A 25,491-nucleotide genomic window follows, 5' to 3' on the forward strand; every position below is an offset into this window, starting at 1 on the left:
TCCGCGCCGCTATCGCTCCGGGGGCCGGGCGATCATCGGGATCGTGGGCTCGTCGTCGGTGCCGCGTTCCGGTTCGTCGTGCGGGTGGTCGCGTGGGTTGTCGAAGGCGACGTCGATGATCTCGAAGCCCTTGGCGCGCTGGGCCTGGGCCGATCGGGTGTAGGCGCGGACGTCGCCGCGCTGCAGGTCGACGTCGTCGGTGAATTCGGTGAGCAGGGCGCGCGGGTACAGCTTGTCGACGCGGACCGCGTTGATCTCCAGGGAGAACACCAGCAGGATCGCGGCGAGGTAGATGAACGCGAGCAGGCCGAGGACCACCGCGAAGACGCCGTTGATCTGCTGCGTCCGGGCGATGACGCGTTCGACGTAGACGCCGCCGAAGTGCTGCAACACCTGCCAGCCGGCCGCCGCGACCACGGCACCGGGCAGCACGTCGGTGACGCTGAGCGGGCGCGCGGTGCCGAACCGGAACGCGAAGACGAACAGGATCAGCATCAGCAGGGCGGAGCCGATCTGGGTGAGCAGCGCACCGAGGTCGCCGCCGACGTGGAGCGCGGCCACGGCGATGCTCACGCCCACCAGCAGCACCAGCGTCAGCCCGACCGTGAAGAGCAGGACGAAGCCGCGGACGCGGACGAGGATCGGATTCGGGCGGCTGTTGCGCGGCACCATCCACACCACGTTCATCGCGTTCTGCGAGGCCACGGCGACACCGAGCCCACCGTAGAGGGCGCCGGACAGACCGATGATCACGGCGACGGTGCCCCCGCTGAGTGCGGACGGATCGCTCAGCTGCTCGCCGACCACCGGGATCTGTTCCAGCACCGAGCTGACGATCCGGTCGCGCAGACCCTCGTTGTGCTCGAGGATCATGCCGAGGACGGTCGTGAACACCAGCAGCAGCGGGAACAGCGAGACGAAGCCGTAGTAGGTGATCAGCGCCGCGAGGTATCCGCCCTGGTCGTCGAAAAACTTGTAGAGCACGGCCAGGGGATACCCGGCCTTGGGGTGCCGACGCTGGAAGTCGTCGATGCGGGAGACGAACGACACCGGTCATCCCTTCTCGACGTGGCCGCGGCTTTCTCGAATGAAAGCGTAGGGCAGATCCGGCCGGACGACCGGGTGGTGGGCGTGCGCGTCCGGAATCGGGGTTTCCGGGCGTGACCGGCTGGTGCCGGAACGTTCGCGCCGACTGCCGCGGATGGGCGGGCCATGGGGAGTGTCCTGCGGCGGGTTCCGGCGCTGGAAGTCGTGCTTCGGCCGGGTCGACGCCGCTGGCCTTCTTCTCTGACGCCGCCGGATCTGGACCATGCTGGCGTTACCTGAACCGCGCCGTCCAGGTTCGCCAGTGCCGTCCAGGTTCGCCAGTGGATGTGACATGCGACACCTATTACGCTCGACGTCATGAACGCACGGAAGTACACGTCGCTGACGGACACGCAGGCGGTCGCCGGGGCGCCGCCGGGCTGGTCGGTGACTGACGGCGCGCTGTCGGCCGGGTATCGCACCGGGTCGATGATCGTGGGGCTCGACCTGGTGAATCAGGTGGTGATCGCGGCCGAAGCCGGCGACCATCACCCGGACGTGAAGCTCACCTACGGCGCCGTCACCTTCACGCTCATGACGCACGCCACCGGTGGCTTGACGACCGCCGACGTCGCGCTGGCCCAGACGATCGCGGAGTTCGCCGCCGCGCGGGGTCTGGTGCCAGAGATACGGTCCGGCCCCGACCCGCTGAACAGCGGATCGGGGCCGGATTCCCTTCGGGGTGAGTGACGGGACTCGAACCCGCGACAGCCAGGATCACAACCTGGTGCTCTACCAACTGAACTACACTCACCATTTCGGTGTCGTTCACATCGCCCGGGGGCGTTGCTCGCGAACCGGATTCATACTCTAGCCGCAATCCGGGGTGAAACTCCAATCGGTTTGCGGCCTCAGAGTTCAGGCAGGTCCGAGCTGTTCGGCGGCCGCGGCGACGGTGTCCGCGTCGGGGCCGGGCTCGGGGACGAAGGCCACCTGCCGGTAGTACCGGAGTTCGCGGATCGACTCGCGGATGTCGGCGAGCGCGCGGTGGGCCAGGCCCTTCTCCGGCTGCCCGAAGTAGATGGCGGGGAACCAGCGGCGGCACAGCTCCTTGATCGAGCTGACGTCGATCATCCGGTAGTGCAGGAACGCGTTGAGTTCGGGCATGTCGCGGGCGATGAAGCCGCGATCGGTGGCGATCGAGTTCCCGGCGAGCGGTACGCCACCGCCCGGGATGTGCTCGCGCAGGTAGTCGAGCACCCGCTGCTCGGCCTCGGCGAGGGTGACCGTCGAGGCGCGCACCTCCTCGGTCAGGCCGGACGCGGCGTGCATCTTCACCACCACCGGCGGCATCGCCGCCAGCGCGGCGTCGTCGGCGTGGATCACCACGTCCACGCCGTCGCCGAGGATGTTCAGGTCGCTGTCGGTGACCAGCGCGGCGATCTCGATGAGTTTGTCCGAACCGGTGTCCAGGCCGGTCATCTCGCAGTCGATCCAGACGAGTTTGTCTTCCACGGACACTCACCCTACGTCGCGCCGGTCGCCGCCCGGCGGGCGACGCCGGTGCTTTCGGTCGCGCGGGGCCCGGGGCGGTGCCACGATAAGCGGTGTGACGATGCACACAGACCCCGCCGCCGGGGGTTCGCGCCCCGCGCAGACGATCGCGTATCCCAGCCCCACGTCCCGGACGCGGCACGCGCCGCTCGGAGACCCGACGGTCGTCGTGCTCTTCGGCGCCACCGGCGACCTCTCCCGCCGGAAGCTGCTCTGCGGGATCGGGCACCTGGTCGGCCTGGACTTCACCCCGGACATCGAGGTGATCGGGACCAGTCTGGAAGACCTGGACGACGAGCAGTTCCGCACATTCGCGCGCGAATCGATCGAGGCGGTCGGCGCCCGGAAACTGACAGACGAGCAGTGGGAGGCGTTCGCGCCGCGGCTGTTCTACGTGCCGACCACCGCGGGACCGGCCGCGCTGGCGGCGAAGGTGGCCGAGAGCGAGGCCCGGCTCGGCGGCGATGTCCGGCTCCTGCACTACCTGTCGGTGCCGCCGAAGGCCGCGCCGACGGTGATCGAGACGCTGCGTAGCGCGGAGCTGGTCGACCGGGCACGCGTGATCATGGAGAAGCCGTTCGGCGAGAATCTGGAGACCGCGGTCGCGCTGAACGCGGAACTGCACGAGACCTTCGACGAGGATCAGATATTCCGGATCGATCACTTCTCGGCAAGGAGGCCGCCCAGAACATTCTGGCGTTCCGCTTCGCGAACGGTCTCTTCGAGCCGATCTGGAACCGCAACTTCATCGACCACATCCAGATCGATGTTCCGGAGAAGCTCGGCCTGGACGCGCGGGCCGCGTCTACGAGCCGACCGGTGCGTACAAGGACATGGTGGTGACGCATCTCTTCCAGGTGATGGCCTTCGTCGCCATGGAACCGCCGACCGCGCTGGAGCCGCGGGCCATCTCCGAGGAGAAGAACAAGGTGTTCCGGTCGCTGGAGCCGGTGCTCCCGGCGCACGTGGTGCGCGGCCAGTACGCCGGCTATCGCGACGAGGTGGGCGTCGACCCGGAGTCGGACACCGAGACCTTCATCGCCCTGCGGGCCCACATCGACAACTGGCGCTGGGCGGGCGTGCCGTTCTACCTGCGGACCGGGAAACGGATGGCCGAGGGGCAGCGCATCATCTCGATCGCCTTCAAGGAGGCCCCGAAGTCGATGTTCCCGGCCGGATCGGGCATCGGCACCGAGGGCCCCGACCATCTCACCTTCGACCTGGCCGACGAGGCCAGGGTGTCGCTGTCGTTCTACGGCAAACGCCCCGGTCCCGGCATGCGCCTGGACAAGCTGTCGATGCAGTTCTCGGCCGACGAGACCGAACGCACCGGGGACATCCTCGAGGCCTACGAACGTCTCATCCTCGACGCCATGCACGGCGACCACACGCTGTTCACCACCGCGGAGGGCATCGAATCACTGTGGGAGCGGTCGATCCCGATGATGGAGAATCCGCCGACGGTCAAGCCGTACGCACCCGGGTCGTGGGGCCCGAACCAGATCCATCAACTCATCGCACCGCACGCGTGGCGCCTGCCGTTCGAGCGCGGCTGGCGTCAGAAGCGCGAGTAGTCCGCTACTCGCCTTCGCCGAGCTTGGCGTAGAAGGTGCCGACGATCGGCGCGACGATCGCGCGGGGCGTGTACCCGCCGGCGATCGACATGGCCTTCGACAGGGTGCCCGGTACGACTCGCATCTTGTTGCGTGCCAGTGCGTCCAGGCTCATCTCGGCGACACGCTGACTGGAGTGCCACAGGAAGTCGGGCACCATCTTGTCGACGATGGACGCTTCCTCGGCGCTCGGGGTCTGCGTCCGCACCGGTCCGGGGGCCAGCAGCGTCACGTGGACGCCCTGGCCGCCGACCTCACCCCGCAACGACTCGCTGAAGGTGTTCACGAACGCCTTGGTCGCGGCGTAGGTGGCGTTGTTCGGGATCGGCATGTTGCCGGCCGCCGAGCCGACCATCAGGATCCCGCCGGAGCGGCGCTCCACCATCTGCGGGAGCACCGCGAGGGTGAGGTCGTGCACCGCGTTGACGTTGAGCAGCACCTGCGCCCGCTCGTAGTCGGGGTCCAGCTCGGAGACCGGCCCGAACGTGGCGATACCGGCGTTGTTGCACAGGATCGAGACCTCGCGCGCGGCCAGTTCGTCGCAGAGCCGGCGCGTCGCCTCGGCATCGGACAGGTCGACGGCGCGGACCTCGACCTCCACCCCGCAGCGTTCGCGCAGCTCGGCGGCGAGCGCGTCGAGGATCTCGCCGCGGCGGGCGACGAGGATCAGCGAGTGCCCCCGATCGGCGAGGACGCAGGCCAGCGCCATGCCGATACCGGAGGAGGCGCCGGTGACGACGGCGCGGGCGGACGGATTCGGTGCGGGAAGAGCCATGGACGACATCCTAGGGTGCCCGCCCCGGCCGGCCGAACCGCGCAGCGACGAGCCGCAGCGCCGAGCCGCGGTGGCGAGGCATAGGAAACAGGCGCGGAGACGACGTCCGGAACAGGTAGCCGATCCGGGAATGTCGAGTAGTCGATCCTGGCGACCCGCGGCCCGCGACGGCGGAAGATGAAAGACCCCGGGTCCGGCGTCGAGGAGGATCACATGTCTGGAATCTCGCTCAATCCCGCCGCGCGGTGGCGGTCCGTCGTTCTCTGGGCCGCGTTCCTGCTCGGTCTCGCCGGCCTCATCGCGATGGCCGAGACCGATCGCCTCATCGGGCGGAGTACCGCGACCGGGCAGACGGTCACCCTCGGCCAGATCGAAGGACTGGGCGCGTGGGGCCGGCGGTCGGCCTGGGAAGCGTGGACCTCGGGTAGCGGCGGCGCGGCCGGGCTGGCCGCCGGTCTCGTCAGATGGCACGTGCTGTTCGACGCCGTGTTCACGGTCGGCTATCTGATCCTGCTGGTGGCGCTGATCGCCGGTGTCAATGCGAAAGGCCAGATCACCCGGTGGATCGCGCTGGGCGCGATCACCGTCGGCGAAGCCGTCGAGGCCATCGCGTTGCTGGTGATCGCCGCCCGACTGCACGACAGCGACCCGCGGGTGTCCGGGGCGGCGACCGTGCTGGCGTCGGCGAGCTACCTCAAGTGGGCCGGCTGGGCGGTGATGGTGGTCTCCTTCGCCGTCTCGCCGACGTTCTGGGGGCTGGTCCGAAAGACGTTCCGCGGTTATGTGGAGGCCCTCTGGATTCAGCGATTGTCGCTGGTGGTGGTCGTCGTGCTGGGAGTCCTCGCGCTGGTTCCGGCGAAGGACACCCTCGACCAGATCCCCGATGCGCAGCGCCGCTGGGTCGACGACTTCACCGCCGCCTTGCCGGCGAGGGAAGCGTGGGGTGATCTCGCCATCATCACCGTCGTGGCGCTCGTCGCCGTCGGTGCGCTGTGCGCCATCGGGTACTACCGGACCAAGCTCGTGCGATGGCTGTGGCTCTCGGACGACGCGGGGGAGCCGAGGGAGCCGGCGTGGCTGTGGTGGTGGCTGCCGCTGCCGGCCGCGGTGCTGATCGCCGGTGCGGTGCTGCGGGGTTCCGGCCACGGGGCCCTCGTCGATCCCGACATGATGGCGCTGTTCGTGGTCCTGCTGAGCTCGGTGCCGTTCGCCTCGGCGGTGGCCCGCGAAGCGGCGGTGCGAAAACACGCGCCGGAGCCGCGGTCGCGGGCGGCGACGTGGGACGGTGCGGCGGCCGGGATCGGTGGCCTGGCCTTGATGCTGTGGGCGCTGATCCAGTCGTCGGCCGGCGGTTCCCCGATGATCTGGGCACTCGTCGCGGTGCCGGTCGGCGCAGCGGTCCTCGCCGCGATACTGGTGTGGCGGCCGCCGCCGATCGCCCAGGAACCGGCGGACCTGCTCGCCGACGATCGGGACGACCCGTCTCTGCGGGTGAAGCGCGTCGACCTGGTGGGACGCGCCTGCGTCGTCCTTTACATCGCGGTGCTCTGCCTCGGCGCGGTCCGCGCGTTCACCGCGCCGATCGTGGCGGCGTGGGTGACACCCGACGGCGCGGACGATCCGTTCGGCGGCTTCCCCGTCCGCTACGTGGTGCCGTGGGCGGCGAGCTGGCTGTGTCTGCTGGTGCTCGCCGGCCTGGCGGCGTACTTCGTGCGGGTCCGGGACGACGCCGCGTCGTCCGTACCGGCGGGTGCGCCGCAGCGGTTGGGCACGTGGGCCAAGATCGTCATCTGGTGCGGCTCGATCGGGGTCCTGCTCACCTTCGTGCTGGCTCCGCTCGGCTTCTCCGGATGGCTGGGCGTGGTCGCGACCCTCACCCTCGCGCTGACCGCGCTGATGGTGTTCTTCGGCATGATGATCCTGCTGCTGCAGAGCCGCGCCGCGCCGGAACTGTTCCGCGCCGCCAAGATGCAGGCGGCACCGGTGCTGACCTTCGCGCTGGTGGTGATCGCGGTGCCGAGCCTGCTCGGCGGCGATCCCGACCTCCATCGCATCCAGGCCGGTGCCGGACGGTGGGATGACCGGCTCACCGTCGCGAAGGCCTTCGACGTCTGGCTGGCCGCCGGTGAGGAGTGTGCGCGTGTGCCGGCGCCCGGGGAGCGGCCCGTGCGGCCGCTGGTGCTGATCGCCGCCAGCGGCGGCGGCATCCGTGCCGCGGTGTGGACCGCGAACTCGGTGGCCACGCTGTCCGGGCGGGAGGATCGACCGGGGCACGTCGTCCGCGACGACTGCCAGTCGAGTGCGGTGTTCGCCTCGTCCGGCGCCAGCGGCGGATCGGTGGGACTCTCCGTCGTGCAGTCGTCGAATCAGGTGGGCCGCACCGCGCCGGGCGACTACCGCGCCGGGGCGAAGGCGCTGACGAATCCGGATCCGCTGGCGGCCGGGGCGGCGGGGCTGCTGGTCGGCGACGTCTTCGCGTCGACGACGGGTCTGCGCACCAACGCCTCCGGACGATGGCAGGACCGCGCCGCGCTCATCGAACAGTCGTGGACCGAGCAGGTCCCGTCGCTGGGGACGACCTTCCCGTGGCGGCCGCCCGCGCTGCCGCCGTCGACCGGCTATCTCATGCTCAACTCGACCATCGTCAACGGTCCCTGCCGGGCGCTGATCAGCCAGCTGTCGACGAGTCCCGACGGGGAGCGGGCCGCGGACGTCCCGGCGCAGGTCTGCAACACCGACGACGCCGAGCTGCCGGGCAGTATCGACTTCTACGACCGCTTCCGGAACTGTCCTCCGGAACTGAGCTGGGCGACCGCCGCCATGCTGTCGGCGCGCTTCCCGTTCGTCACACCCGCGGGCCGGATGATGCGGCCGCAGCCGAGCGGGAAAGGTGCCGACCCGTGCGACCACAACTCCTGGCAGTTCATCGACGGCGGCTACGTCGACGGCGAGGGCCTGGGCACGCTCTCCGACATCGCACCCGAACTCACCGCACTCATCCGTGACCACAACGGGAAGGTCGCGGCCGGTACCGCCGGACCGCGCCAGGGCTACTACGTCGTCCCGATCGTCCTCTACCTCGACGACGTCCCCGAGTCGCCGGCCCCGGCCCCGGCACGCTCGAAGCCGGAGGCCCTGGTCCCCGCGTACGGCGCCGGCGGCAGCAAGGCGCTGACCACGACACCCGCCTGGATCCGGCGCCTGGATCGCACGTTCGACGACGCCTGCGCGCCGTCGGCCGCCGCCACCGCGCCGTCGCCCTGTACGCGGCTGCGCGACGCCCTCCGGGCCGCGGCGGGCGGCAGCAGCGCGGTGACCGGGTCGGTGATCACCCTGGCGCCGCCGCTGATCCCCGCCCCGGAGGTTCCGCTCGGCTGGACGCTGTCCACACAGAGTTACGAGTACCTCGAGCGGAGTTCGGGAACCGCGCTGTGCGGCCGGACCGATCCGGGGCGGGCCGGCCACGTCAGTGCGGGGCTCGCCCCGCTCGCGGCGGCGCTGTGCCCGCCGGGCTGAGCGTCGCCGCGCGGGCGGTGCCGGATCACGGGAGTCCGGCGGCCACCTCGGTGCCCTGCCGGATCGCGCGCTTGGCGTCCAGCTCCGACGCGAGGTCGGCGCCGCCGATCACGTGGGTGGTGATCCCGGCCTCGGTCAGCGGGTCCACCAGATCGCGGACCGACTCCTGACCGGCACAGACGACGACGTTGTCGACCTCCAGCACGCGCTTGCCGGTCTCGTTGCCCTCCTTGTCGTGCAGGGTGAGGTGCAGGCCGTCGTCGTCGATCTTGTCGTAGCTGGCGCCGGAGATCTGCTCGACGCCCTTCATCTTGACGGTGGCGCGGTGCACCCAGCCGGAGGTCTTGCCGAGGGTCTTGCCCTGGCTGCCGGGCTTGCGCTGCACCATGTACACCTGCCGGGCGGCCGGGACCGGCCGCGGCCGGGTGAGGAAGCCGGGGGTGTCGAGGTCCTCGGTGACGCCCCACTCCTGCTCCCACTCCTTGAGATTGAGCGTGGGGGAGTCGTCGACGGTGAGGAACTCGGTGACGTCGAAGCCGATGCCGCCGGCGCCCATCACGGCGACCCGCTTGCCGACCTCGCGGCGGCCCAGCACGGCGTCGGCGTAGCTCATCACCATCGGATGGTCGATGCCCTCGATGTCCGGGACACGCGGGGTCACACCGGTCGCGACGACCACCTGGTCGAAGCCGCCGTCGATGATCTCCTGCGCGCTCACCCGGGTGCCGAGGTGCACGGTCACGTTGTTGATGTCGAGTTGCCGGGTGTAGTACCGGATGGTCTCGTTGAACTCCTCCTTGCCGGGGATCCGGGCGGCGATGGAGAACTGGCCTCCGATCGAGTCACCGGCCTCGAACAGGTCGACGCGGTGCCCGCGCTGCGCGGCCGACACCGCCGCCGACAGCCCGGCGGGACCGGCGCCGATCACCGCGACCCGCTCGGCCCGGCGCGTCTGCCCGAGCGTCAGCGTGGTCTCCCGGCCGGCCCGCGGGTTCAGCAGGCAGCTCACCTTCTTGCCGACGAACGCGTGGTCGAGGCACGCCTGGTTGCAGCCGATGCAGGTGTTGATCTCGTCGGCACGACCGGCCGCCGCCTTGTTCGCGAAGTCCGGGTCGGCCAGCAGCGGCCGCGCCATCGACACGGCGTCGACCCGGCCGCGTTCCAGGATCTCCTCGGCGAAGTCGGGGGTGTTGATGCGGTTCGACGCGATCAGCGGGATGTCGACGACATCGCGCAGCCGCTCGGTGAACTTCACGAACGCGCCGCGCGGCACCGAGGTGACGATGGTCGGGACCTGCGCCTCGTGCCAGCCGATGTCGGTGTTGATGGCGTCGACGCCCTCGGCCTCCACCTTCTGGGCCAGCAGCGCGATCTCGTCGAACGTCTGCCCGCCCTTGACGAAGTCGGCGACGGATTGGCGCAGGATGACCGGGAAGTCGCGCGGGACCTGCCTCCGGACCTCCTTGACGATCTCGACCAGGAACCGCTGCCGGTTCTCGGTGGAGCCGCCCCACTTGTCGGTGCGGTCGTTGGTGTGCGGGCAGAGGAACTGGTTGATCAGGTAGCCCTCGCCGCCCATCAGCTCGACGGCGTCGTATCCGGCGCGGCGGGCCAGCTTGGCGGCCTCGCCGAAGGTGCGGATCACGTGCCGGATCATCTGGTCGTTCATCTTGTAGTGCTTGAACGGGTGGATGGGCGACGGTTCGCTGCCGGCCGCCACCTTCAGCGGCGTGTACCCGTACCGTCCGGCGTGGATGATCTGCAGCGCGATCTTGCCGCCCTCGGCGTGCACCGCCTTGGTGAACTCGCGATGCCGCAGCACGTCGGCGTGATTGGTCATCTTGCCGGCGAACGGCAGCAGCAGGCCGGTGCGCGTCGGCGCGAAACCGCCGGTGATGATCAGCCCGACGCCGCCGCGCGCCCGCTCGGCGTAATACGCGGCGAGCTTCGGGGTGTCCCAGATCCGGTCTTCCAGGCCGGTGTGCATCGAACCCATGACGATGCGGTTGCGCAGCGTGGTGCCGCCGATCCGCAGGGGCTCGAAGAGCCTGGGGTAGTGGGCGTTCGGGGCTGTCGTGGGGGCTGCCATGACGGGGCCTTTCTTTCTAGGAGGGCGTTTCGACTCGATCTCGCCTAGCGGCTCGATCGGCTCAACGGGCGGGGGTCGACTCGGTCTTGTGGGGGTTTGATCGGCTCAACGGGCGGGGGTGGGTTTCGGCTCGGTCTTGGGGTGGCTCGTTCGGCTCGGCGGGCGGGTGACCAGCGAGTTCGCGGCGGAGGGCGGCGAGGGTCTCGTCGCACCAGTCGAGGGTGGCCTGCGAGGCCCGGATGCCGCCGCGGAGCACCAGGTACTGGTGCAGTTTGCGGCCGGTCAGGGCGTCGGGGTCGGGGTAGTAGTCGCGCTCGAAGCCGAGGTAGAGCTCCAGCATCGCGGCGGTCTCGTCGCGGTGCGCCTGGAGTTCGGCGATGACGGCGCCGAGGTCGCCGAACTCGGCGGCCCGGAGTTTGACGCCGAGGTCGCTCCGCAGCGGCATGGCCGGCGTCGGACTGGCGACCCAGTCGGCGAGCAGATCGCGCCCGGCGTCGGACAGCGTGTACACCTTCTTGTCCGGGCGCCCGTCCTGGGCGACGTCGGTGTAGCTGACCAGGCCGTCGGCGTGGAGCTTCTTGAGGGTCCGGTAGATCTGCTGGTGCGTGGCCGACCAGAAGTAGCCGATCGACCGCTGGAACTGTTGGCTGATCTCGTAACCGGTCCCGGGCCGTTCCGCCAGGGAGACGAGAATCGCGTGGTCCAGTGCCATGTCGCCACTCTATCCATGCATCACCGCTCTATGCAACAGTGTGACTATGAACCAAGGTGAATATGCGTCGGCGGAAGGCGACTCGGGGACCAATGGCACGAGCGGTGCGGACCGGATGCTGATAAGACTGTGGCTGTGAGTGAATTCCGACGTATCGCCCTGCCGGGGAACGGCCCAGAAGACGTCGTGTGCCTGCCCGACGGGCGGGTGGTCGCCGGTCTGGACGACGGCCGGCTGGTCTCCGTCGATCCGGCGACCGACGCGGTGGAGGTCCTCGCCGACACGGCCGGCCACCTGCTCGGACTCGAAGCGCTGGCCGACGGCTCCCTCGTCCTCTGCGACCACGACCGGGGGATCCTCCGGCTCGCGGGCGGCCGCGGGCGGCCCGAGGTGCTGGTCGACACGGTCGACGGCCGCCCGTTGCACTTCGCGAGCAATGTGGTCGCGGCACGCGACGGCACGCTCTACTTCACCGCGTCCTCGCAGCGGTTCACCATCGACCACTGGCGCAGTGACATCATCGAGCACTCCGGCAGCGGCCGGCTGATCCGCCGCACGCCGGACGGTGTGGTCGAGGTGCTGCGCGACGATTTCCAGTTCGCGAACGGCCTGGTCCTCGCGCCCGACGAGTCGTACGTGCTGGTGGCCGAGACCGGTGCCTCGCGCATCACCAAGCTGTGGCTGACCGGCGACACCGTCGGTGAGATCGAGGTGCTGATCGACGGCCTCCCGGGCTATCCGGACAACATGTCGATCGGCAGCGACGGGCTGATCTGGTGTGCCCTGGCGTCGCCGCGCAATCCGATGCTGGAGGGCATCTTCAAACTGCCGCTGCGTGCCCGCCGGGTCCTGGCCCGGGTGCCCGAACGTCTCGGGCCGTCACCGGAGGACGTGGTCTGGGTGATCGCCTTCGACTTCGACGGGACCCTCGTGCACGACATCCGGCCGGACGGCATCGACTACACCTTCGTCACGAGTGTCGCCGAGCGCGACGGGGTGCTCTACTTCGGCACCATCGTCGACAACGCGCTCGGCGTGCTCACCCTCGACTGATCCCGGATCCGGCCGTCGGCCAGCCGGAGGATCCGGTCGGCGATCGCCGTGAGGCGTGGGTCGTGGGTGATCAACAGGGTGGTCTTGCCCGCCGTCAGCCGCCGCAGCGGGGCGACGAGGGTGTCGACCGATTCGTCGTCGAGCGCGGCCGAGGGCTCGTCGAGCACCAGGATCGGGGTGTCGCGGAGGATGGCGCGGGCGATGCAGATGCGCTGCCGCTGGCCCCCGGACAGTTCCAGTCCCTCGCTGTGCAGGACGGTGTCGTAGCCGGCGGGCAACGCGCTGATGAACTCGTGCGCACCGGAGTCGCGGGCGGCCGCGACGATCTGATCCGGCGACGCGTCGCGCCGCCCGTAGGCGATGTTCTCCGCGATGGTCCCCGGAACGATGGCCGGGGTCTGCGGGAGCAGCGTCACGTGCTCGCGGACCGAGTCGCCGGTGACGGCGGCGAGATCGTGGCCGTCGAGCAGGACCCGGCCGGACGACGGCTGTTCGAGTTTCGTCAGCAGCGCGGCGAGCGACGACTTCCCGGTGCCGCTGGGGCCGATCAGGACGGTCAGGCGCCCCGGTTCCAGGGTCAGGTCGACGTCGTCGAGCACGACGCGCGGTCCGCGCCGGAAGGTGACGCCCTCCATCGTCAGCGCGGTGCCGGGCACCTCGACGGCGGTCGCCTCGGGATGATCGGCCAGGTGCGGATCCTCGTCGAGCAGTTCGGCGATCCGGTCGGCGCTGACCGCGGTGGAGGCGAGGGTGAGGCGCAGTTCGGCCAGCTGCTGGAATTTCGGGTACAGCATGGCGAGGTAGCCGGTCAGCGCCAGCAGCTGGCCGACGGTCAGGTGTCCCTGCCGGACCTGCCATACCCCGGTCAGCGTGACCAGCAGCGTCACGACCACCTCGGCGCCGCCCATCACGGCGCCGAAGCCGGCCTCCAGCCGGGTCTCGCCGATACGGGCGCGCGCCCAGCGTCGTCCGTGCCGGTGCAGCCGATCGGCCTCCCGCGGCCGCTGGTTGTAGGCGACGGCGGTCTCGTGCGCGGCGAGCGCGGTGGTGATGGCATCGGCGATGTCGCTGTTGGCCTCTCGCTCGTCCCGCGAGACGCGGAGCTGCGCCCGGCTGAACAGCGCGGACAACAGCCACAACGCGGGAGCCGCGCCGAGGGCGACACCGGCCACGACCGGATTCATCAGGAAGGCCGCGACCACCAGCCCGACGATGTTGACGACGGCGACGACGAAGCCGAGCAGGCCCGACGCGATGAGATGCTCGAGCGCTTCCAGATCGGCGGACAGCCGGACCACCAGGTCACCGAGACCGCGCCGGCGGTGCGCGACCGGCGACAGTCGTTGCAGATGGGCGAACACCCGGGTGCGCAGGCGCAGGACCGTGCGCTCGGAGGCGGCGGTGGCGATCAGCGCGCCGGCGTAGTCGGCCAGCGACGACGCGGCGGTCAGCCCCAGCCAGACGGCGGCGAGCCCGGCGAACTGCTGCCAGGTGCTGGCGTCCAGCGCGCCGTCGACCAGGTCGGACAGGACGAAGATGCCGACCGCGTCGGACGCGGCGGCGGCGAGCAGCAGGATGCCCGCGTAGATCAGCCGGCCGCGTTCGGCCCGGATCTCGGGCCGGAAGCGGCCGATGGCGGCCAGGGGAGACATGGATCCTCTTCTGGGAGGTGGGGAGCGGGCGCTGTCAGTCGGGAATCAGATCAGTCGGGAATCAGATCCACTGCCAGATCCAGCGGTGATGACGGCGATCCCACACGCGCTGACGACGGCGGCGGCGCGGCGGGGTGTGCTGCGGGGCGCGTCCGTGGTTCGGGGCGGTGGGATGCGGTTCCGGGTGACCCATGAGGTACTCCTTTTCAGCGAGTAATTCTTGCTGTCCGGTAACGGCTTTCGTTCTCCGGTGAGATTCAAGTTACGAGGCGAGCCTGATGTTGGGCTTCCGGTAACCTGGCCGTCTTCTGTCAGTGATGAATGCCCGGGTAGGCGGGCACTATCGGCGTGGAATCAGCTCCACTGCCACACCCAGCGGTGGTTGCGGCGGTCCCACACGCGCCGGCGGGTACGGCGGCGCGGCGGGGTGTGCTGCTGCGGCCGCTGCTGGTCGCCTCGGTTGGGGGTGTTGTTGTGCGGTGCCGGGTTGGCCATGACACTCTCCTTCTCAGCGTGTGAATCTTGCTGTCCGGTAACGGCTTTCGTTCTCCGGTGAGATTCAAGTTACGAGCGGAGCCTGATGTTGCACTGCCGGTGGCCTGGCCGTTTCCTAGCAGTGGCGAATGCCCATTTCAGATCAGGTGTGACAGGCGTTGACCCAGGCGCGATCGCCGTCAGCATATGTCTCGTGCTTCCAGATCGGGACGTTTGTCTTGATCTCGTCGATCACTCGCTCGCAGACGGCGAACGCGTCGCCCCGGTGCGGCGCGGCGACCGCGACGACGACGGCGATCTCGCCGATGGCGAGGTCGCCCACCCGATGTTGCGCGGCGACGCGGATGTCGCCGGCGCGATGGCGCGCCAGGACCGCTTGCAGAAAGCGGTCGGCTTCGGGGTGCGCCTCGTACCGGAGGGCGGCGACGGCCCGGCCGCCGTGATGGTCGCGGACCACGCCGCTGAAGGTCACCAGTGCGCCGTCGGCGTCGGTCAGGACCCGCTGTTCGCAGTCCCGCGGATCGAGCGGCCGGGACAGGATGTCACTCACGATGCCCCCGTCCGGCGGCCAGCTCGACCAGGTGGTCCAGGATCGGCCCGAGGACGTCGAGCCCGTCGGCCACCCCGCCGGGGGACCCGGGCAGATTCACCACGAAGGTGCCGCCCGCGAAACCGGCCAGCCCGCGGCTCAGCGAGGCGAGCGGCGTGGCGCCGCGGCCGCGGTCCCGGATCGCCTCGGCGATACCGGGCACCTCGGTGGTCAGGACCGCGGCGGTCGCCTCGGGCACCAGGTCGTCGGCGGTGGGGCCGGTGCCGCCGGTCGTGACGATCACCGCGGGGGCCGCGGCGAGGGCGGCGCGCAGCGCACCGTCGATGTCGACATCGGCCACCACCGTCACGCCGTCGACGTCGAATCCGCGGGCGGCGAGCCACTCGGCGATCACCGGCCCGGTCCGGTCCGTGCGCTCGCCGGCCGCGATCCGGGTGGAGGAGACCAGCACCGCGGCCCGGGTGGTCGGGTGCAGCGGGGGCCGTCCGGCCGGCGGAGCCGGAACGGGAACGGGAACGGGCGGGGTGTCGTCCCGCGTCCAATGGCCGCGCCGGCCGCCGGTCTTCTCGCGCAGCCGGACGCCGGTCAGCTCGGCGGCCGGGTCGAGGGCTTTCACCATGTCGTGCAGGGTCAGGCCGGCGACGGTGACGGCGGTGAGCGCCTCCATCTCGACGCCGGTCCGCCCGGTGGTGGTGGCGGTCGCGGTGATGGCGACGGACTCGGGCTCCAGCACGAAGTCGACGGCCACCTTCGACAGCGGCAGCGGATGGCAGAGCGGGATCAGCTCGCTGGTCCGTTTGGCGCCCTGGATCCCGGCGATCCGCGCGGTGGCGAGCACATCACCCTTGGCGACGCCGCCGCCCCGCACGGCGTCGATCACCGCGGCGGTGGTGCGGAAGCGGCCCTCGGCGACGGCGGTGCGGACGGTGACGGCCTTCGCCGAGACGTCGACCATCGCGGCGGTGCCGTCGGCGCGCAGGTGTGTCAGTCCGCCCGGGCCGGCGGGCTCGGGGGAGCCGGTCAGGTCAGCGGCCACGTCGTCACCTCCCGGCCGGCCGCGACACGGGTCTCGACCGCGTCGATCTCGATGAGATGAGTGGCGTGCGCGGCGGTCACCGCCAGATGGCTGCCGGGGCCGCCGAGAGGCAGGACGGTGCCTTCGGGGGTGCGCACGCCCCGCAGGAACTGGGTCTTGCCCGGAATGGACTCGACCTGGCGGGCCAGTCGTGCCTTGCCGCGCGGCAGGGCGGGCAGGCCGGCCAGGTCGCGCAGGATGTCGCGCAGCAGCACCTCGAACGAGACCAGGACGCTCACCGGGTTGCCCGGGAAGCAGATCACCGGGACGCCCTCCCAGGTCGCGAGGCCCTGTGGACCGCCCGGCTGCATGGCCGTCGGGCCGAACCAGCCGTGCCCGCCGAGGGTCTGCCGGACCGGCTCGCGCTCGCCCATGGAGATGCCGCCCGAGGTCAGCACCAGATCGGCGTCGAGGCAGGCGGCGGTGAGCACGGTGGGGAAGTCGCCGTCGTCTCCGGCGGAGGCGACGAACACCACCTGGCCGCCGTGCTCGGTGGCGAGCGATTGCAGGACGAGGGAGTTGGATTCGAAGACCTGGCCGCCGACCGGTTCGGTGCCCGGCCGGATCAGTTCGCTGCCGGTGGAGATCACCGCCACCGCGGGACGCCGCCACACGGTCACGGTGCGCACGCCGCTGGCCGCCAGCGCCCCGAGATGGCGGGGGCCCAGCCGGGTGCCGGCCGGCACCACCCGGTCCCCGGCGCCGACGTCGGTGCCCGACGCCCGCACGAAGTCACCGGCGGTGGGGGCGGCCCGGAACGTCACCTGGCCGTCGGCCTCGGCCGACTGCTCCACCGGGATCACCGCATCGGCGCCGTCCGGGAGCGGTGCACCCGTCATGATCGCCATCGCGGAGCCGGGCTTCAGCTGCGGCCGGGAGGTGTCGCCGGCGAAGATCCGCCCGCTGACCGGCAGCGGGCGGCCGGTGGTGATCTCGGCGGCCCGGACCGCGAAGCCGTCCATCGCGGAGTTGTCGAACAGGGGAAGTGCGTACGGCGCGTTGAGATCTCGCGCCGTCACCCGCCGCAATGCCGAGGAGACGGGGATGGTCTCGGTGCGGCCGGCGAGGCCGGCCAGATGGTCGGCCATCGCGGCGCGATGCTCGGCGACGGGTCTGCGATTCACGGCTCCCAGCCTATCCCGCGCACCGCGCCCGGCCGCCGCTTCCCGCGCCGCTCACGCCCGATTGAGAGCAGCCGATTCCTGCTAACGTGGCAGTGTGTCGATTGCGGAGGTCCGGGCCGGTTCGGTGCTGGTCGACGCGCTCGGCCGCCGCGCCCGTGACCTGCGCATCTCGCTGACCCAGGCCTGCAATCTGCGGTGCCGCTACTGCATGCCGGCCGAGGGGCTGCCGATCATGCCGCGCTCGGAGCTGCTGTCGGCGGACGAGGTCGCGACCCTGGTCGACGTGGCGGTCGACCAGCTCGGCATCGACGAACTCCGGCTCACCGGCGGCGAGCCGCTGCTGCGCCGGGATCTGGAAGTCCTGATCGCGCAGATCCGCGCACGACACCCCGGTCTGCCGATCGCCCTCACCACCAACGGGCTCGGCCTGATCCACCGGGCGGCGGGCCTGGCCGCGGCCGGACTGTCCCGGATCAACATCTCGCTCGACACCGTCGACCGCGACCTGTTCGCCCGGATCACCCGCCGGGACCGGCTGCCCGATGTGATCGCCGGGATCGACGCCGCCCGCGCGGCCGGCCTCACGCCGGTGAAGATCAACGCGGTCGCGCTGAGCGAGACCCTGCCGGGCGCCCCGGACCTGCTCGCCTGGTGTCTCGATCGGGGCCTGGAACTCCGCTTCATCGAGGCCATGCCGCTCGACGCCGACGGCGGCTGGACCAAAGACGCCTATGTGACGGCCGGGCAGGTCCTCGAATCCCTCGGCACGCGGTTCGCGCTGACGCCGATCGGCCGGGTGGACCCGGGTGCTCCCGCCGAACGCTGGTGTGTGGACGGCGGTCCCGGCACCGTCGGGGTGATCGCCTCGATGACCCGGTCGTTCTGCGGGGCCTGCGACCGCACCCGGATCACCGCCGAGGGGCGCGTGCGCCCGTGCCTGTTCTCCGACGACGAGATCGATCTGCGCGCGATCCTGCGTTCGGGCGGCGACGCCGCGGACCTGGCCGCCGCCTGGCGGGAGGTCACCTGGCGCAAGTCGCCCGGTCATCTGCCGGCCGACGTGCTGACCCATCCGCGCCGGTCGATGGGGGCGATCGGTGGCTGAGACCGTCACCGTCACCTATTTCGCGGGCCTCGCCGAGGCCACCGGCTGCCACCGCGAACGGCTCGACGTCGCCGAGGCCACCGTCGACGGCCTGCGTGCGGCCGTCGCCCGGCGGCACGGGCGTGACGCCGGAGCACTCGCCGCGGCCAGTTCGGTGCTCGACGGCGACGAACTGCTGCGCGACCCGGCGGCGCCGATCGGGGCCGTCGTGGATCTGCTGCCGCCCTTCGCCGGTGGATGACAGCGCGAGGCGATAGGTTTGCCTTTCGGAACACCCACGCCGCGATCGAGCGCTCCGCCCGCGCGGCATGCCCGTCGACGCAGAAGGTGAATCATGAAGTGGAGAAGGCTTGTCGGGGTGACCGTCGCGATGGCGGCGACGGTGGCCGTGGCGGCTTCGGCGACGGCGTGCAGCTCGGACGGCGGGAAGTCCGGTGACGCCAAGACGATCCGGGTGATGGCCGCGGCGTCGCTGGTCGACGTGATGAAGCCGCTGAACTCGGCGTACGGCGACGAGCACGACGGTGCCAAGGTGCAGCTCGACACCGGCGCGTCGTCGGCGCTGGTGCAGAAGCTCAAGTCCGGCGCCAAGGCGGACGTGCTGATCACCGCCGACACCGAGACGATGGACAAGGCCGTCAAGGACGGACTGGCCAAGGACCCGGTCGTGATCGCCACCAACAAGCTGGTGATCGTGGTGCCGAAGGGCAACCCGGGCAAGGTGACCGGGCTCGACTTCTTCACCAAGGAAGGCAACCGCGCGGTGATCTGCGCCAGCGAGGTCCCGTGCGGCCGCGCCGCGGAGCGGGCGATCGCCGCGATCGGCGGCACGCCGCACCCGATCAGCCGGGCCGTGGACGTGCGCAACGCGCTCGGGACGGTGACCAGCGGTGAGGCCGACGCCGCCCTCGTCTACGCCACCGATGCGGCGTCCGCGGGCGACAAGGTGGAGACCATCGAGATCCCCAACGCGCCGGTGGTGCAGTACCCGGCGTCGGCGCTGACCGACGCGGGCAAGGACTACGTCGACCTGCTGACCTCGGACAAGGGCAAGAAGATCCTGGCCGACGCCGGCTTCGGCGCCCCGTGACGGAACGCCGCACGGCCATCGCGGCGTGAGCGGCCACCGGCCGAACACCGGGCTCCCGGCACCGATCGCCGGTGTCGGGATCCTGGGTGCGGTGGTGATCGTCGCACCGCTGGTCGCGCTCGCCTGGGCCGCGCCGTGGGGCCGGATGTGGTCGCTCCTCACCGCGTCGGACGCCATGGCGGCCCTCGGGCTGTCGGTGGGCGCCGGGATTCTGGCGACCGCACTGGCGATGCTGCTCGGAGTGCCGCTCGCGGCGGTGCTGGCCTCCGACGCGATCCGGCCCACCCGGCTGGTGCGCCTGCTGGTGATCGTGCCGATGGTGATGCCGCCGGTCGTCGTCGGCACGGCGCTGCTCACCCTGCTGGGCCGGCGCGGTCTGCTGGGCCGGTACCTCGACGCGTGGTTCGACTGGACCCCGACGTACACCTTCTGGGCGGTGGTGATCGCGCAGCTCGTGGTCGCGATGCCGTTCCTCGTGGTCAGCGTCGAGGCGTCGCTGCGCACCCGCAACATCGACGCCGAGGAATGCGCCTACACCCTCGGCGCCGGCCGGCTCACCACGTTCTGGCGGGTGACCCTGCCGGAGATCCGCGGCGGTATCGCCGCCGGTGCGGTGATGTGCTTCGCCCGCGCGCTCGGGGAATTCGGCGCCACGATCACGTTCGCGGGTAACGTCCAGGGCGTCACCCAGACCATGCCGCTGGCGATCTACCTCGATCTGCAGCGCGACGACGACGCCGCCATCGCGATGGCGGTCGGTCTGGTGGTACTCAGCATCCTGGTGCTGGTCGTGATGCGCGGCCGCTGGATGCCCGCGCTGTCGTCGCCGCACTGACTCGCCGCGCCTTCTCACAGCCGTCGTATCCGCCCGGAGAGGACTTGCTTACCTCCGGGAGATTCGCGCGCCGCCGGACCGGAAACATGGCGTTCGTACGGTCGCTCTACCCGGACACGCCGGGCCCGAGCGCAAGGAGGAACCCATGCCGCGCAAGCGACCTCACACGATCACCGACTGGGACCCGGAGGATGTCGCCGCCTGGGACGCCGGCGGCGCGGCCATCGCCCGGCGCAATCTGATCTGGTCCGTGGTGGCCGAGCACGTCGGCTTCTCGGTGTGGTCGCTCTGGTCGGTGATGGTGCTGTTCATGCCGTCCGACGTCTACGGCATCTCGCTCGGCGACAAGTTCCTGATCGGCGCCGTCGCCACGCTGACCGGTGCGCTGCTGCGCTTCCCGTACACCATGGCCACCACCCGTTTCGGGGGCCGCAACTGGACGGTGTTCTCGGCGTTCGTGCTGCTGATCCCGGTGACCGCCACCATCGTGCTGCTGGCCCATCCGGGACAGCCGCTGTGGATGTACCTGGTGTGCGCCGCGCTGACCGGTCTCGGCGGCGGCAACTTCGCGTCGTCGATGACCAACATCAACGCGTTCTATCCGCAGCGGCTCAAGGGCTGGGCGCTCGGGCTGAACGCCGGTGGCGGCAATCTGGGCGTGCCCGCGGTGCAGTTGCTCGGTCTGCTGGTGATCGCGTGGGCGGGCAACCGGCAGCCGTACTGGGTGTGCGCGTTCTACCTGGTGGCGCTGGTGATCGCCGGAATCGGTGCGGCACTGTACATGGACAACCTGGAGGGTCCCGGGGTCGATCTCGGCGCGATGCGCGCGGCGCTGGTCAACCGGCACACCTGGACCGTCTCGCTGCTGTACATCGGCACCTTCGGTTCGTTCATCGGCTTCTCGTTCGCCTTCGGCCAGATGCTCGCGCTCTCGTTCCGCGACCAGGGGCAGTCGGCGGCGCAGGCCAGCCTGCACGCCGCGCAGATCGCCTTCCTCGGACCGCTGCTCGGCTCGATCAGCCGCGTCTACGGAGGAAAGCTGGCCGACCGCTTCGGCGGCAGCCGGGTGACCTTCGCGGTGTTCCTCGGCATGATCGCCGGCGCCGCGGTGCTGCTGGCCGGCGGCGGCTCGATCGCGCTGTGCGCGGTGGGCTTCGTGCTCCTGTTCGTGCTCTCCGGCATGGGCAACGGTTCGGTGTACAAGATCATCCCGTCGGTGTTCGACGCCGCCGCGCGCACCCTGCCGCTCGACGAGGCCGGCCGCGCCGCCTATTCCCGCTCGATGTCGGGCGCGGTGATCGGGATCGCCGGTGCCCTCGGCGGTCTCGGCGGCGTCGGGATCAACCTGGTGCTGCGGCAGTCGTACGCGTCGACCGGCGCGGCGACCACCGCGTTCGCCGTGTTCGCGGCCTTCTACGCGGTCGCCGCCCTGGTGACCTGGCGGATGTATCTGCGGGCGCCGCAGGGCGGTCTCCGGCGTCAGGTCGATTCGAAGGTCAGCACCGCGATGCGGGTCTCCGGCTCGAAGAACAGTATGACGTCGTGACCGCTCCACCCGCGCAGCCCGTGAATGGGGCACCGGCCGATATAGGTCAGCGGGCGCCCGTCCCGGAGGGTCAATCGGTGCCCGAGTTCGAGCGCCGCGGGCGGTCGGTACTCCGACCAGTTGCCGAACGACAGCGGGCCGCCGAGCGACTCGACGGACGCGCGTGGGCGGGGACTGTCCGAGTTGGGGTCGGGTCGATCCCAGGGTTCGCCGAATTCGAGGATGCGTTCGTCACGCCACAGCCGCTTGAGACGCTCATAGTTCCGGCCGACCTCGGCGTAGAACTCTTCGACCTGCTCGGGATCATCGACCGCGCCGAGGTTCTCGATCTCGAAACAGCGGGGGTCGCCGAGGAACCGATAGCGGCCGTCGTCCTCGACCCGGAACGCGATCCAGTTGAGTCCGACATGGTCGTCGTGGTGTTCGGTCGTCCGGTATCCGACGTACCCGTATTGCGCGTCGACCGGCGTGACGAAGTGGATCCGCCCCGTCCATTCCGGATCGAACGCGCTGAGCTCGACGGAAGCCAGCGGATACAGAACCCGGTGCAGCCACGGCTGGTCGTCGACGAAGACCCGGTCGGCATCGGGAAGCACGGTGATCCGCGGGTCGGGGCCGGTGATCCGCTCGCCCGAGGGCGCCCGACTGCTCATGCTCGCGCATGCTACTGGACGCGCAGACCGCCACCGGCGGCGTTCGGCCGGCCGAACATCGTGGGTGCGGAGCGGTGTATCCGGTCTGCGACAATTGCCTCATGACCAGCCTGACCGGATTCACGGTCGCCGTCACCGCGTCCCGCCGGGCCGAGGAGTTCGCCACGCTCCTGCAGCGGCGGGGCGCGCGGGTGCGCAGTGCCGCGGCCATCGCGATCGTGCCGCTGCACGACGACGTCACGCTCCGCGCGGTGACCGAAGACCTCATCGCCGACCCGCCGGACGTGCTCATCGCGACCACCGGTATCGGCTTCCGCGGCTGGATCGAGGCCGCCGACGGCTGGGGTCTGGCCGAGGATCTGCTCGCGGCGCTCGGGCGCGCGCGGGTGATCTCGCGCGGCCCCAAGCCGACCGGCGCGCTGCGCGCCGCGGGGCTGCGGGAGGAGTGGTCGCCGGAGTCCGAGTCGACCGCGGAACTGCTCGCCATGCTCACCCGCGACGATCTGGACGGCCGCCGGGTGGCGGTGCAGCTGCACGGCGCGACGGACGAGTGGGATCCCAATCCGGGCTTTCTCGACGGACTCGTCGAGCTCGGCGGCCGGGTGATCGGGGTGCCCGTCTACCGGTGGAAGACGCCCGACGACCGGGACGCGCTCGACGCGCTGATCACCGATCTGGCCGGTGGCCGGATCGACGCGGTGACCTTCACCTCGGCGCCCGCCGTCGCATCGGTGCTGATCCGGGCGGCCGAACTCGGCCTGTCCGGGCCGCTGCGCCACGCGCTGACCGAGCGGGTCGTGGTGTACTGCGTCGGCCCGGTGACGGCCGCGCCGCTGGAGCGGATCGGTGTCCCGAGCGTGGCGCCGGACCGGATGCGCCTCGGTGCGCTCGCGCGGCTGGTCGGGGAGGATCTGCCCGCGCGCCGTCCCGAACTCGATGTCGCCGGGCATCGGCTCGGGGTGCGTGCCGATGCCGTGGTGGTCGACGGATCCGAGTGCGAGGTGTCGGCGACCGGGCTGGCCCTGCTGAAGGCACTGGCCGTCCGGCCGGGAGAGGTGCTGTCCCGGGACACCCTGCTGGAACTGCTTCCGGCGGCCGGCGACGACCCGCACGCCGTCGAGGTGGCCATCGGCCGGCTTCGCACCGCCCTGGGCGCCCGCGAGATCATCGCGACGGTCGTCAAGCGCGGCTACCGCCTGGCCGTAGCCTGATCCGCCGGGTATGGTAGTTACGTAACTACCATCTAGGGGGGAGAGATGACGACAGTGACGTCGCGCGAGTTCAATCGCGACCCGAGTTCGGTCAAGCGCGCTGCGGCCGAGGGGCCGGTGCTCATCACGGATCGCGGACAGGCTGCATTCGTTCTTCTGTCGATCGAGGAGTACGAACGGATCCGTGGTGGCGAAAGGACGCTGGTCTCACGGCTGAGTATGGATGATGATCTCGATTGGGAACCCGAGCCGATCGGAGTCGGGCTGCGGATTCCCGAGCTGTGAACTTCGTTCTCGATACCAACGTCCTGAGCGAACTACGCAAGTCCGAGCGCACAGCCTCCCCGGCCGTTCGAGCCTGGATTTCGGCACGCGTGGATGCGCAGCTCTATCTGAGCGTGGTCACGGTCCTCGAGATCGAAGTAGGAATCGGGCGAATCGAGCGACGTGATCGAGTTCAGGCTGATCGACTCCGGCGGTGGCTTGACGACGAGGTACTCGACGCCTTTCGCGGCCGGATCCTGCCGGTGGACCTGGAGGTCGCACGGCGCGCGGCGGGACTTCATGTTCCGGACCCCAGCCCGGAACGAGATGCGTTGATCGCGGCGACGGCTCTTGTCCATGACATGTCGGTGGTCACTCGGAACACCGCGGATTTCTCGGCAACGGGTGCCCGGGTGATCAACCCCTGGACGGACTGAGTCGGTCCGCGTGCCGTTGCTGAGCGGCGAGGACGCGGCGGCAGGCCAGGTCGACCACGCGGGGGTGCAGGCCGAGCGGGGCCGCGACGAGATCCGCGCCGGAGTCGGCCAGGCGGCGCTGGAAGAGGCCGTCGGCGAGCAGATACGACGCGATCGCGACGCGGCCGGGCCGGCGGCGGGCGCGGCGGACGGCGTCGGCGATCCCGGGATACGCCGAACCGGCGGGTGGCGCGGCGAAACCGATGGTCACCGCTGTGCCGAGGACGAACTCCAGCCGGGTGGCGGCGCGGCGGACGTCGGTGACGGCGTGGCGATCGGACGATCCCGCGGCGGCGAACACCACGGTGTCGCCGGGCCGGTATCCGGCCTCGCGCAGGCGCCCGGACGCCGCATCGGCGAGCGCAGGCGACGGACCGAGTGCCGGGGTCAGCACCGTGCGCGGGTGCCCGGCCGCGGCGAGGTGCGCCGGCAGATCGGCCCGCACGTGATAGCCGCGGGCCAGGAACGCCGGAACCACGACCACCTGCTCGTCGTCGGGCAGCGCGGCGAGCACGTCGCTGGGGCTGGGCCCGAGGACGTCGACGAAGGCGACCCGCACCGTCTCCTCGAGGCGGCGCGACATGGCCGCGGCGAGGTCGCCGATCATCGCGACGCCGTGCGGATTGCGGGTGCCGTGCGCGGCCAGCACCACGGTCACGACGGCACCTGTTCCGGAGCGGCGGCGGGGGCCGGCCGGTAGCCGAACCGCACCTGGGGGGAGTTGGACACGAAGACCGTGCCGTCGAGCCCGATCCGGGTGCCGTAGACCGGCACGTACACGCCTTCGGCGTCCAGGCAGCGGCCGTCGATCAGGCTGAACGCCTGCTTCTTCAGCGGTGACTGCACCACCGGGAAGCCGCCGCGGTCGCCGACGATTCCGCGGGAGAGGACCGCCGCGCGCCCGATCGGGTCGATGTTGCCGATCGCCTTGAGACGGTCGTCGGCGAGCCGGAACAGCGCCACCTGGGCGCCGTCGGGCAGGAGCACGGCGACGCCGCGCAGCCGGTCCAGCCGGTCGAGGTGGCAGGCCGCGGTCCAGTCCCGCGTCCAGCGGTGCAGATCGAAGTTGAGTGTCAT

General features: G+C 70.8%; 24 protein-coding genes, 1 tRNA gene and 2 pseudogenes. 12 read left to right on the forward strand and 15 right to left on the reverse strand.

What is annotated here, in order from left to right; genetic code table 11:
- Positions 1 to 9 precede the first annotated feature (9 nt).
- Positions 10 to 1,050 carry a YihY/virulence factor BrkB family protein gene (locus tag ACSEEN_RS00790; RefSeq protein WP_440711995.1) on the reverse strand — a complete coding sequence of 347 codons (1,041 nt, stop codon included), beginning with the start codon at positions 1,048 to 1,050 and terminating at the stop codon, positions 10 to 12.
- Positions 1,051 to 1,404: 354 nt separating this feature from the next.
- Here ACSEEN_RS00790 and ACSEEN_RS00795 point away from each other — a divergent pair, with 354 nt between their 5' ends.
- On the forward strand, positions 1,405 to 1,776 hold the full coding sequence (locus ACSEEN_RS00795) for a 4a-hydroxytetrahydrobiopterin dehydratase (RefSeq protein ID WP_298442918.1): 372 nt from the start codon (positions 1,405 to 1,407) through the stop codon (positions 1,774 to 1,776).
- Here the strand turns inward: ACSEEN_RS00795 and ACSEEN_RS00800 are convergent.
- Together ACSEEN_RS00800 and orn are read right to left on the reverse strand one after the other, a co-directional pair.
- Positions 1,768 to 1,840: transfer RNA gene (locus ACSEEN_RS00800), tRNA-His, on the reverse strand. The genes ACSEEN_RS00795 and ACSEEN_RS00800 overlap by 9 nt on opposite strands.
- A 104-nt stretch (positions 1,841 to 1,944) precedes the next feature.
- Positions 1,945 to 2,541: an oligoribonuclease gene (gene orn / locus ACSEEN_RS00805; RefSeq protein WP_371308024.1), complete on the reverse strand. Its 597-nt coding sequence runs from the start codon at positions 2,539 to 2,541 to the stop codon at positions 1,945 to 1,947.
- 100 nt (positions 2,542 to 2,641) lie between these two features.
- On the opposite strand from orn, the pseudogene zwf reads away from it, so the two are divergent.
- Positions 2,642 to 4,154: pseudogene (gene zwf, locus ACSEEN_RS00810) on the forward strand (glucose-6-phosphate dehydrogenase).
- Positions 4,155 to 4,158: 4 nt separating this feature from the next.
- On the opposite strand, the gene cmrA reads toward zwf, so the two are convergent.
- Positions 4,159 to 4,968: a mycolate reductase gene (cmrA, locus tag ACSEEN_RS00815; protein WP_298442923.1), complete on the reverse strand. Its 810-nt coding sequence runs from the start codon at positions 4,966 to 4,968 to the stop codon at positions 4,159 to 4,161.
- A gap of 213 nt (positions 4,969 to 5,181) precedes the next feature.
- Here cmrA and ACSEEN_RS00820 point away from each other — a divergent pair, with 213 nt between their 5' ends.
- Complete coding sequence (locus tag ACSEEN_RS00820; RefSeq protein ID WP_440711996.1) at positions 5,182 to 8,484, forward strand: hypothetical protein; 3,303 nt, start codon at positions 5,182 to 5,184, stop codon at positions 8,482 to 8,484.
- 25 nt (positions 8,485 to 8,509) lie between these two features.
- Here the strand turns inward: ACSEEN_RS00820 and ACSEEN_RS00825 are convergent, their stop codons facing one another.
- Together ACSEEN_RS00825 and ACSEEN_RS00830 are read right to left on the reverse strand one after the other, a co-directional pair.
- Positions 8,510 to 10,573: an FAD-dependent oxidoreductase gene (locus tag ACSEEN_RS00825; RefSeq protein ID WP_440711997.1), complete on the reverse strand. Its 2,064-nt coding sequence runs from the start codon at positions 10,571 to 10,573 to the stop codon at positions 8,510 to 8,512.
- Positions 10,574 to 10,745: 172 nt separating this feature from the next.
- Positions 10,746 to 11,285 (reverse strand): annotated as a pseudogene (locus tag ACSEEN_RS00830) (PadR family transcriptional regulator); the annotation flags it as partial.
- A 135-nt stretch (positions 11,286 to 11,420) separates the two neighbouring features.
- Between ACSEEN_RS00830 and ACSEEN_RS00835 the strand changes: the two are divergent.
- Positions 11,421 to 12,338: an SMP-30/gluconolactonase/LRE family protein gene (locus ACSEEN_RS00835; RefSeq protein WP_247867387.1), complete on the forward strand. Its 918-nt coding sequence runs from the start codon at positions 11,421 to 11,423 to the stop codon at positions 12,336 to 12,338.
- Here ACSEEN_RS00835 and ACSEEN_RS00840 read toward each other — a convergent pair.
- The 6 genes from ACSEEN_RS00840 to ACSEEN_RS00865 all read right to left on the reverse strand — a co-directional run bounded on the left by ACSEEN_RS00840 (position 12,287) and on the right by ACSEEN_RS00865 (position 17,234).
- Positions 12,287 to 13,990: an ABC transporter ATP-binding protein gene (locus ACSEEN_RS00840; protein WP_440711998.1), complete on the reverse strand. Its 1,704-nt coding sequence runs from the start codon at positions 13,988 to 13,990 to the stop codon at positions 12,287 to 12,289. The two genes, ACSEEN_RS00835 and ACSEEN_RS00840, sit on opposite strands and share 52 nt — an antisense overlap.
- Positions 13,991 to 14,051: 61 nt before the next feature.
- Entirely contained in the window at positions 14,052 to 14,183 is a 132-nt protein-coding gene (locus ACSEEN_RS00845; RefSeq protein ID WP_283255287.1) for a hypothetical protein, read from the reverse strand.
- Between the two features lie 161 nt (positions 14,184 to 14,344).
- Positions 14,345 to 14,485, reverse strand: a complete 141-nt coding sequence (locus ACSEEN_RS00850) for a hypothetical protein (RefSeq protein ID WP_247867389.1) — start codon at positions 14,483 to 14,485, stop codon at positions 14,345 to 14,347.
- Between the two features lie 142 nt (positions 14,486 to 14,627).
- On the reverse strand, positions 14,628 to 15,035 hold the full coding sequence (locus ACSEEN_RS00855) for a molybdenum cofactor biosynthesis protein MoaE (RefSeq protein WP_371308019.1): 408 nt from the start codon (positions 15,033 to 15,035) through the stop codon (positions 14,628 to 14,630).
- Entirely contained in the window at positions 15,028 to 16,071 is a 1,044-nt protein-coding gene (moaCB, locus tag ACSEEN_RS00860; protein WP_440711999.1) for a bifunctional molybdenum cofactor biosynthesis protein MoaC/MoaB, read from the reverse strand. Before moaCB ends, ACSEEN_RS00855 begins: the two co-directional genes overlap by 8 nt.
- Positions 16,056 to 17,234, reverse strand: coding sequence for a molybdopterin molybdotransferase MoeA (locus ACSEEN_RS00865; RefSeq protein ID WP_440712000.1), 1,179 nt, complete (start codon positions 17,232 to 17,234; stop codon positions 16,056 to 16,058). Before ACSEEN_RS00865 ends, moaCB begins: the two co-directional genes overlap by 16 nt.
- Before the next feature lie 94 nt (positions 17,235 to 17,328).
- Here ACSEEN_RS00865 and moaA point away from each other — a divergent pair, with 94 nt between their 5' ends.
- From moaA to ACSEEN_RS00890, 5 genes are all read left to right on the forward strand, one after another.
- The gene (gene moaA / locus ACSEEN_RS00870; protein ID WP_247867392.1) at positions 17,329 to 18,339 is read left to right on the forward strand and encodes a GTP 3',8-cyclase MoaA; all 1,011 of its coding nucleotides are present in this window, start codon (positions 17,329 to 17,331) and stop codon (positions 18,337 to 18,339) included.
- On the forward strand, positions 18,332 to 18,580 hold the full coding sequence (locus tag ACSEEN_RS00875) for a MoaD/ThiS family protein (protein ID WP_440712001.1): 249 nt from the start codon (positions 18,332 to 18,334) through the stop codon (positions 18,578 to 18,580). The genes moaA and ACSEEN_RS00875 overlap by 8 nt, the downstream gene beginning before the upstream one ends.
- 93 nt (positions 18,581 to 18,673) lie before the next feature.
- Positions 18,674 to 19,429 (forward strand): molybdate ABC transporter substrate-binding protein, encoded by a 756-nt coding sequence (gene modA / locus ACSEEN_RS00880; RefSeq protein ID WP_440712002.1) that lies wholly within the window; start codon positions 18,674 to 18,676, stop codon positions 19,427 to 19,429.
- A 25-nt stretch (positions 19,430 to 19,454) separates the two neighbouring features.
- The gene (gene modB / locus ACSEEN_RS00885; protein WP_440712003.1) at positions 19,455 to 20,264 is read left to right on the forward strand and encodes a molybdate ABC transporter permease subunit; all 810 of its coding nucleotides are present in this window, start codon (positions 19,455 to 19,457) and stop codon (positions 20,262 to 20,264) included.
- A 145-nt stretch (positions 20,265 to 20,409) separates the two neighbouring features.
- On the forward strand, positions 20,410 to 21,810 hold the full coding sequence (locus tag ACSEEN_RS00890; RefSeq protein ID WP_298444160.1) for an MFS transporter: 1,401 nt from the start codon (positions 20,410 to 20,412) through the stop codon (positions 21,808 to 21,810).
- Here the strand turns inward: ACSEEN_RS00890 and ACSEEN_RS00895 are convergent.
- Complete coding sequence (locus ACSEEN_RS00895; protein WP_247867397.1) at positions 21,744 to 22,463, reverse strand: hypothetical protein; 720 nt, start codon at positions 22,461 to 22,463, stop codon at positions 21,744 to 21,746. The two genes, ACSEEN_RS00890 and ACSEEN_RS00895, sit on opposite strands and share 67 nt — an antisense overlap.
- Before the next feature lie 101 nt (positions 22,464 to 22,564).
- Here ACSEEN_RS00895 and ACSEEN_RS00900 point away from each other — a divergent pair, with 101 nt between their 5' ends.
- The 3 genes from ACSEEN_RS00900 to ACSEEN_RS00910 are packed head-to-tail and all read left to right on the forward strand — an operon-like array spanning position 22,565 to position 24,375.
- On the forward strand, positions 22,565 to 23,674 hold the full coding sequence (locus tag ACSEEN_RS00900; RefSeq protein ID WP_371308014.1) for a uroporphyrinogen-III synthase: 1,110 nt from the start codon (positions 22,565 to 22,567) through the stop codon (positions 23,672 to 23,674).
- Positions 23,675 to 23,719: 45 nt separating this feature from the next.
- A complete protein-coding gene (locus ACSEEN_RS00905) occupies positions 23,720 to 23,959 on the forward strand; it encodes a type II toxin-antitoxin system Phd/YefM family antitoxin (protein ID WP_247867399.1) in 240 nt (79 codons plus the stop codon).
- Complete coding sequence (locus ACSEEN_RS00910; protein WP_440712004.1) at positions 23,956 to 24,375, forward strand: type II toxin-antitoxin system VapC family toxin; 420 nt, start codon at positions 23,956 to 23,958, stop codon at positions 24,373 to 24,375. Before ACSEEN_RS00905 ends, ACSEEN_RS00910 begins: the two co-directional genes overlap by 4 nt.
- Here ACSEEN_RS00910 and ACSEEN_RS00915 read toward each other — a convergent pair.
- Together ACSEEN_RS00915 and nirD are read right to left on the reverse strand one after the other, a co-directional pair.
- A complete protein-coding gene (locus ACSEEN_RS00915) occupies positions 24,356 to 25,072 on the reverse strand; it encodes a sirohydrochlorin chelatase (protein WP_440712005.1) in 717 nt (238 codons plus the stop codon). The genes ACSEEN_RS00910 and ACSEEN_RS00915 overlap by 20 nt on opposite strands.
- Entirely contained in the window at positions 25,069 to 25,491 is a 423-nt protein-coding gene (gene nirD, locus ACSEEN_RS00920; protein ID WP_247867402.1) for a nitrite reductase small subunit NirD, read from the reverse strand. The genes ACSEEN_RS00915 and nirD overlap by 4 nt, the downstream gene beginning before the upstream one ends.

It is taken from the genome of Gordonia marina, assembly GCF_052036135.1.
Taxonomy (GTDB): domain Bacteria; phylum Actinomycetota; class Actinomycetes; order Mycobacteriales; family Mycobacteriaceae; genus Gordonia.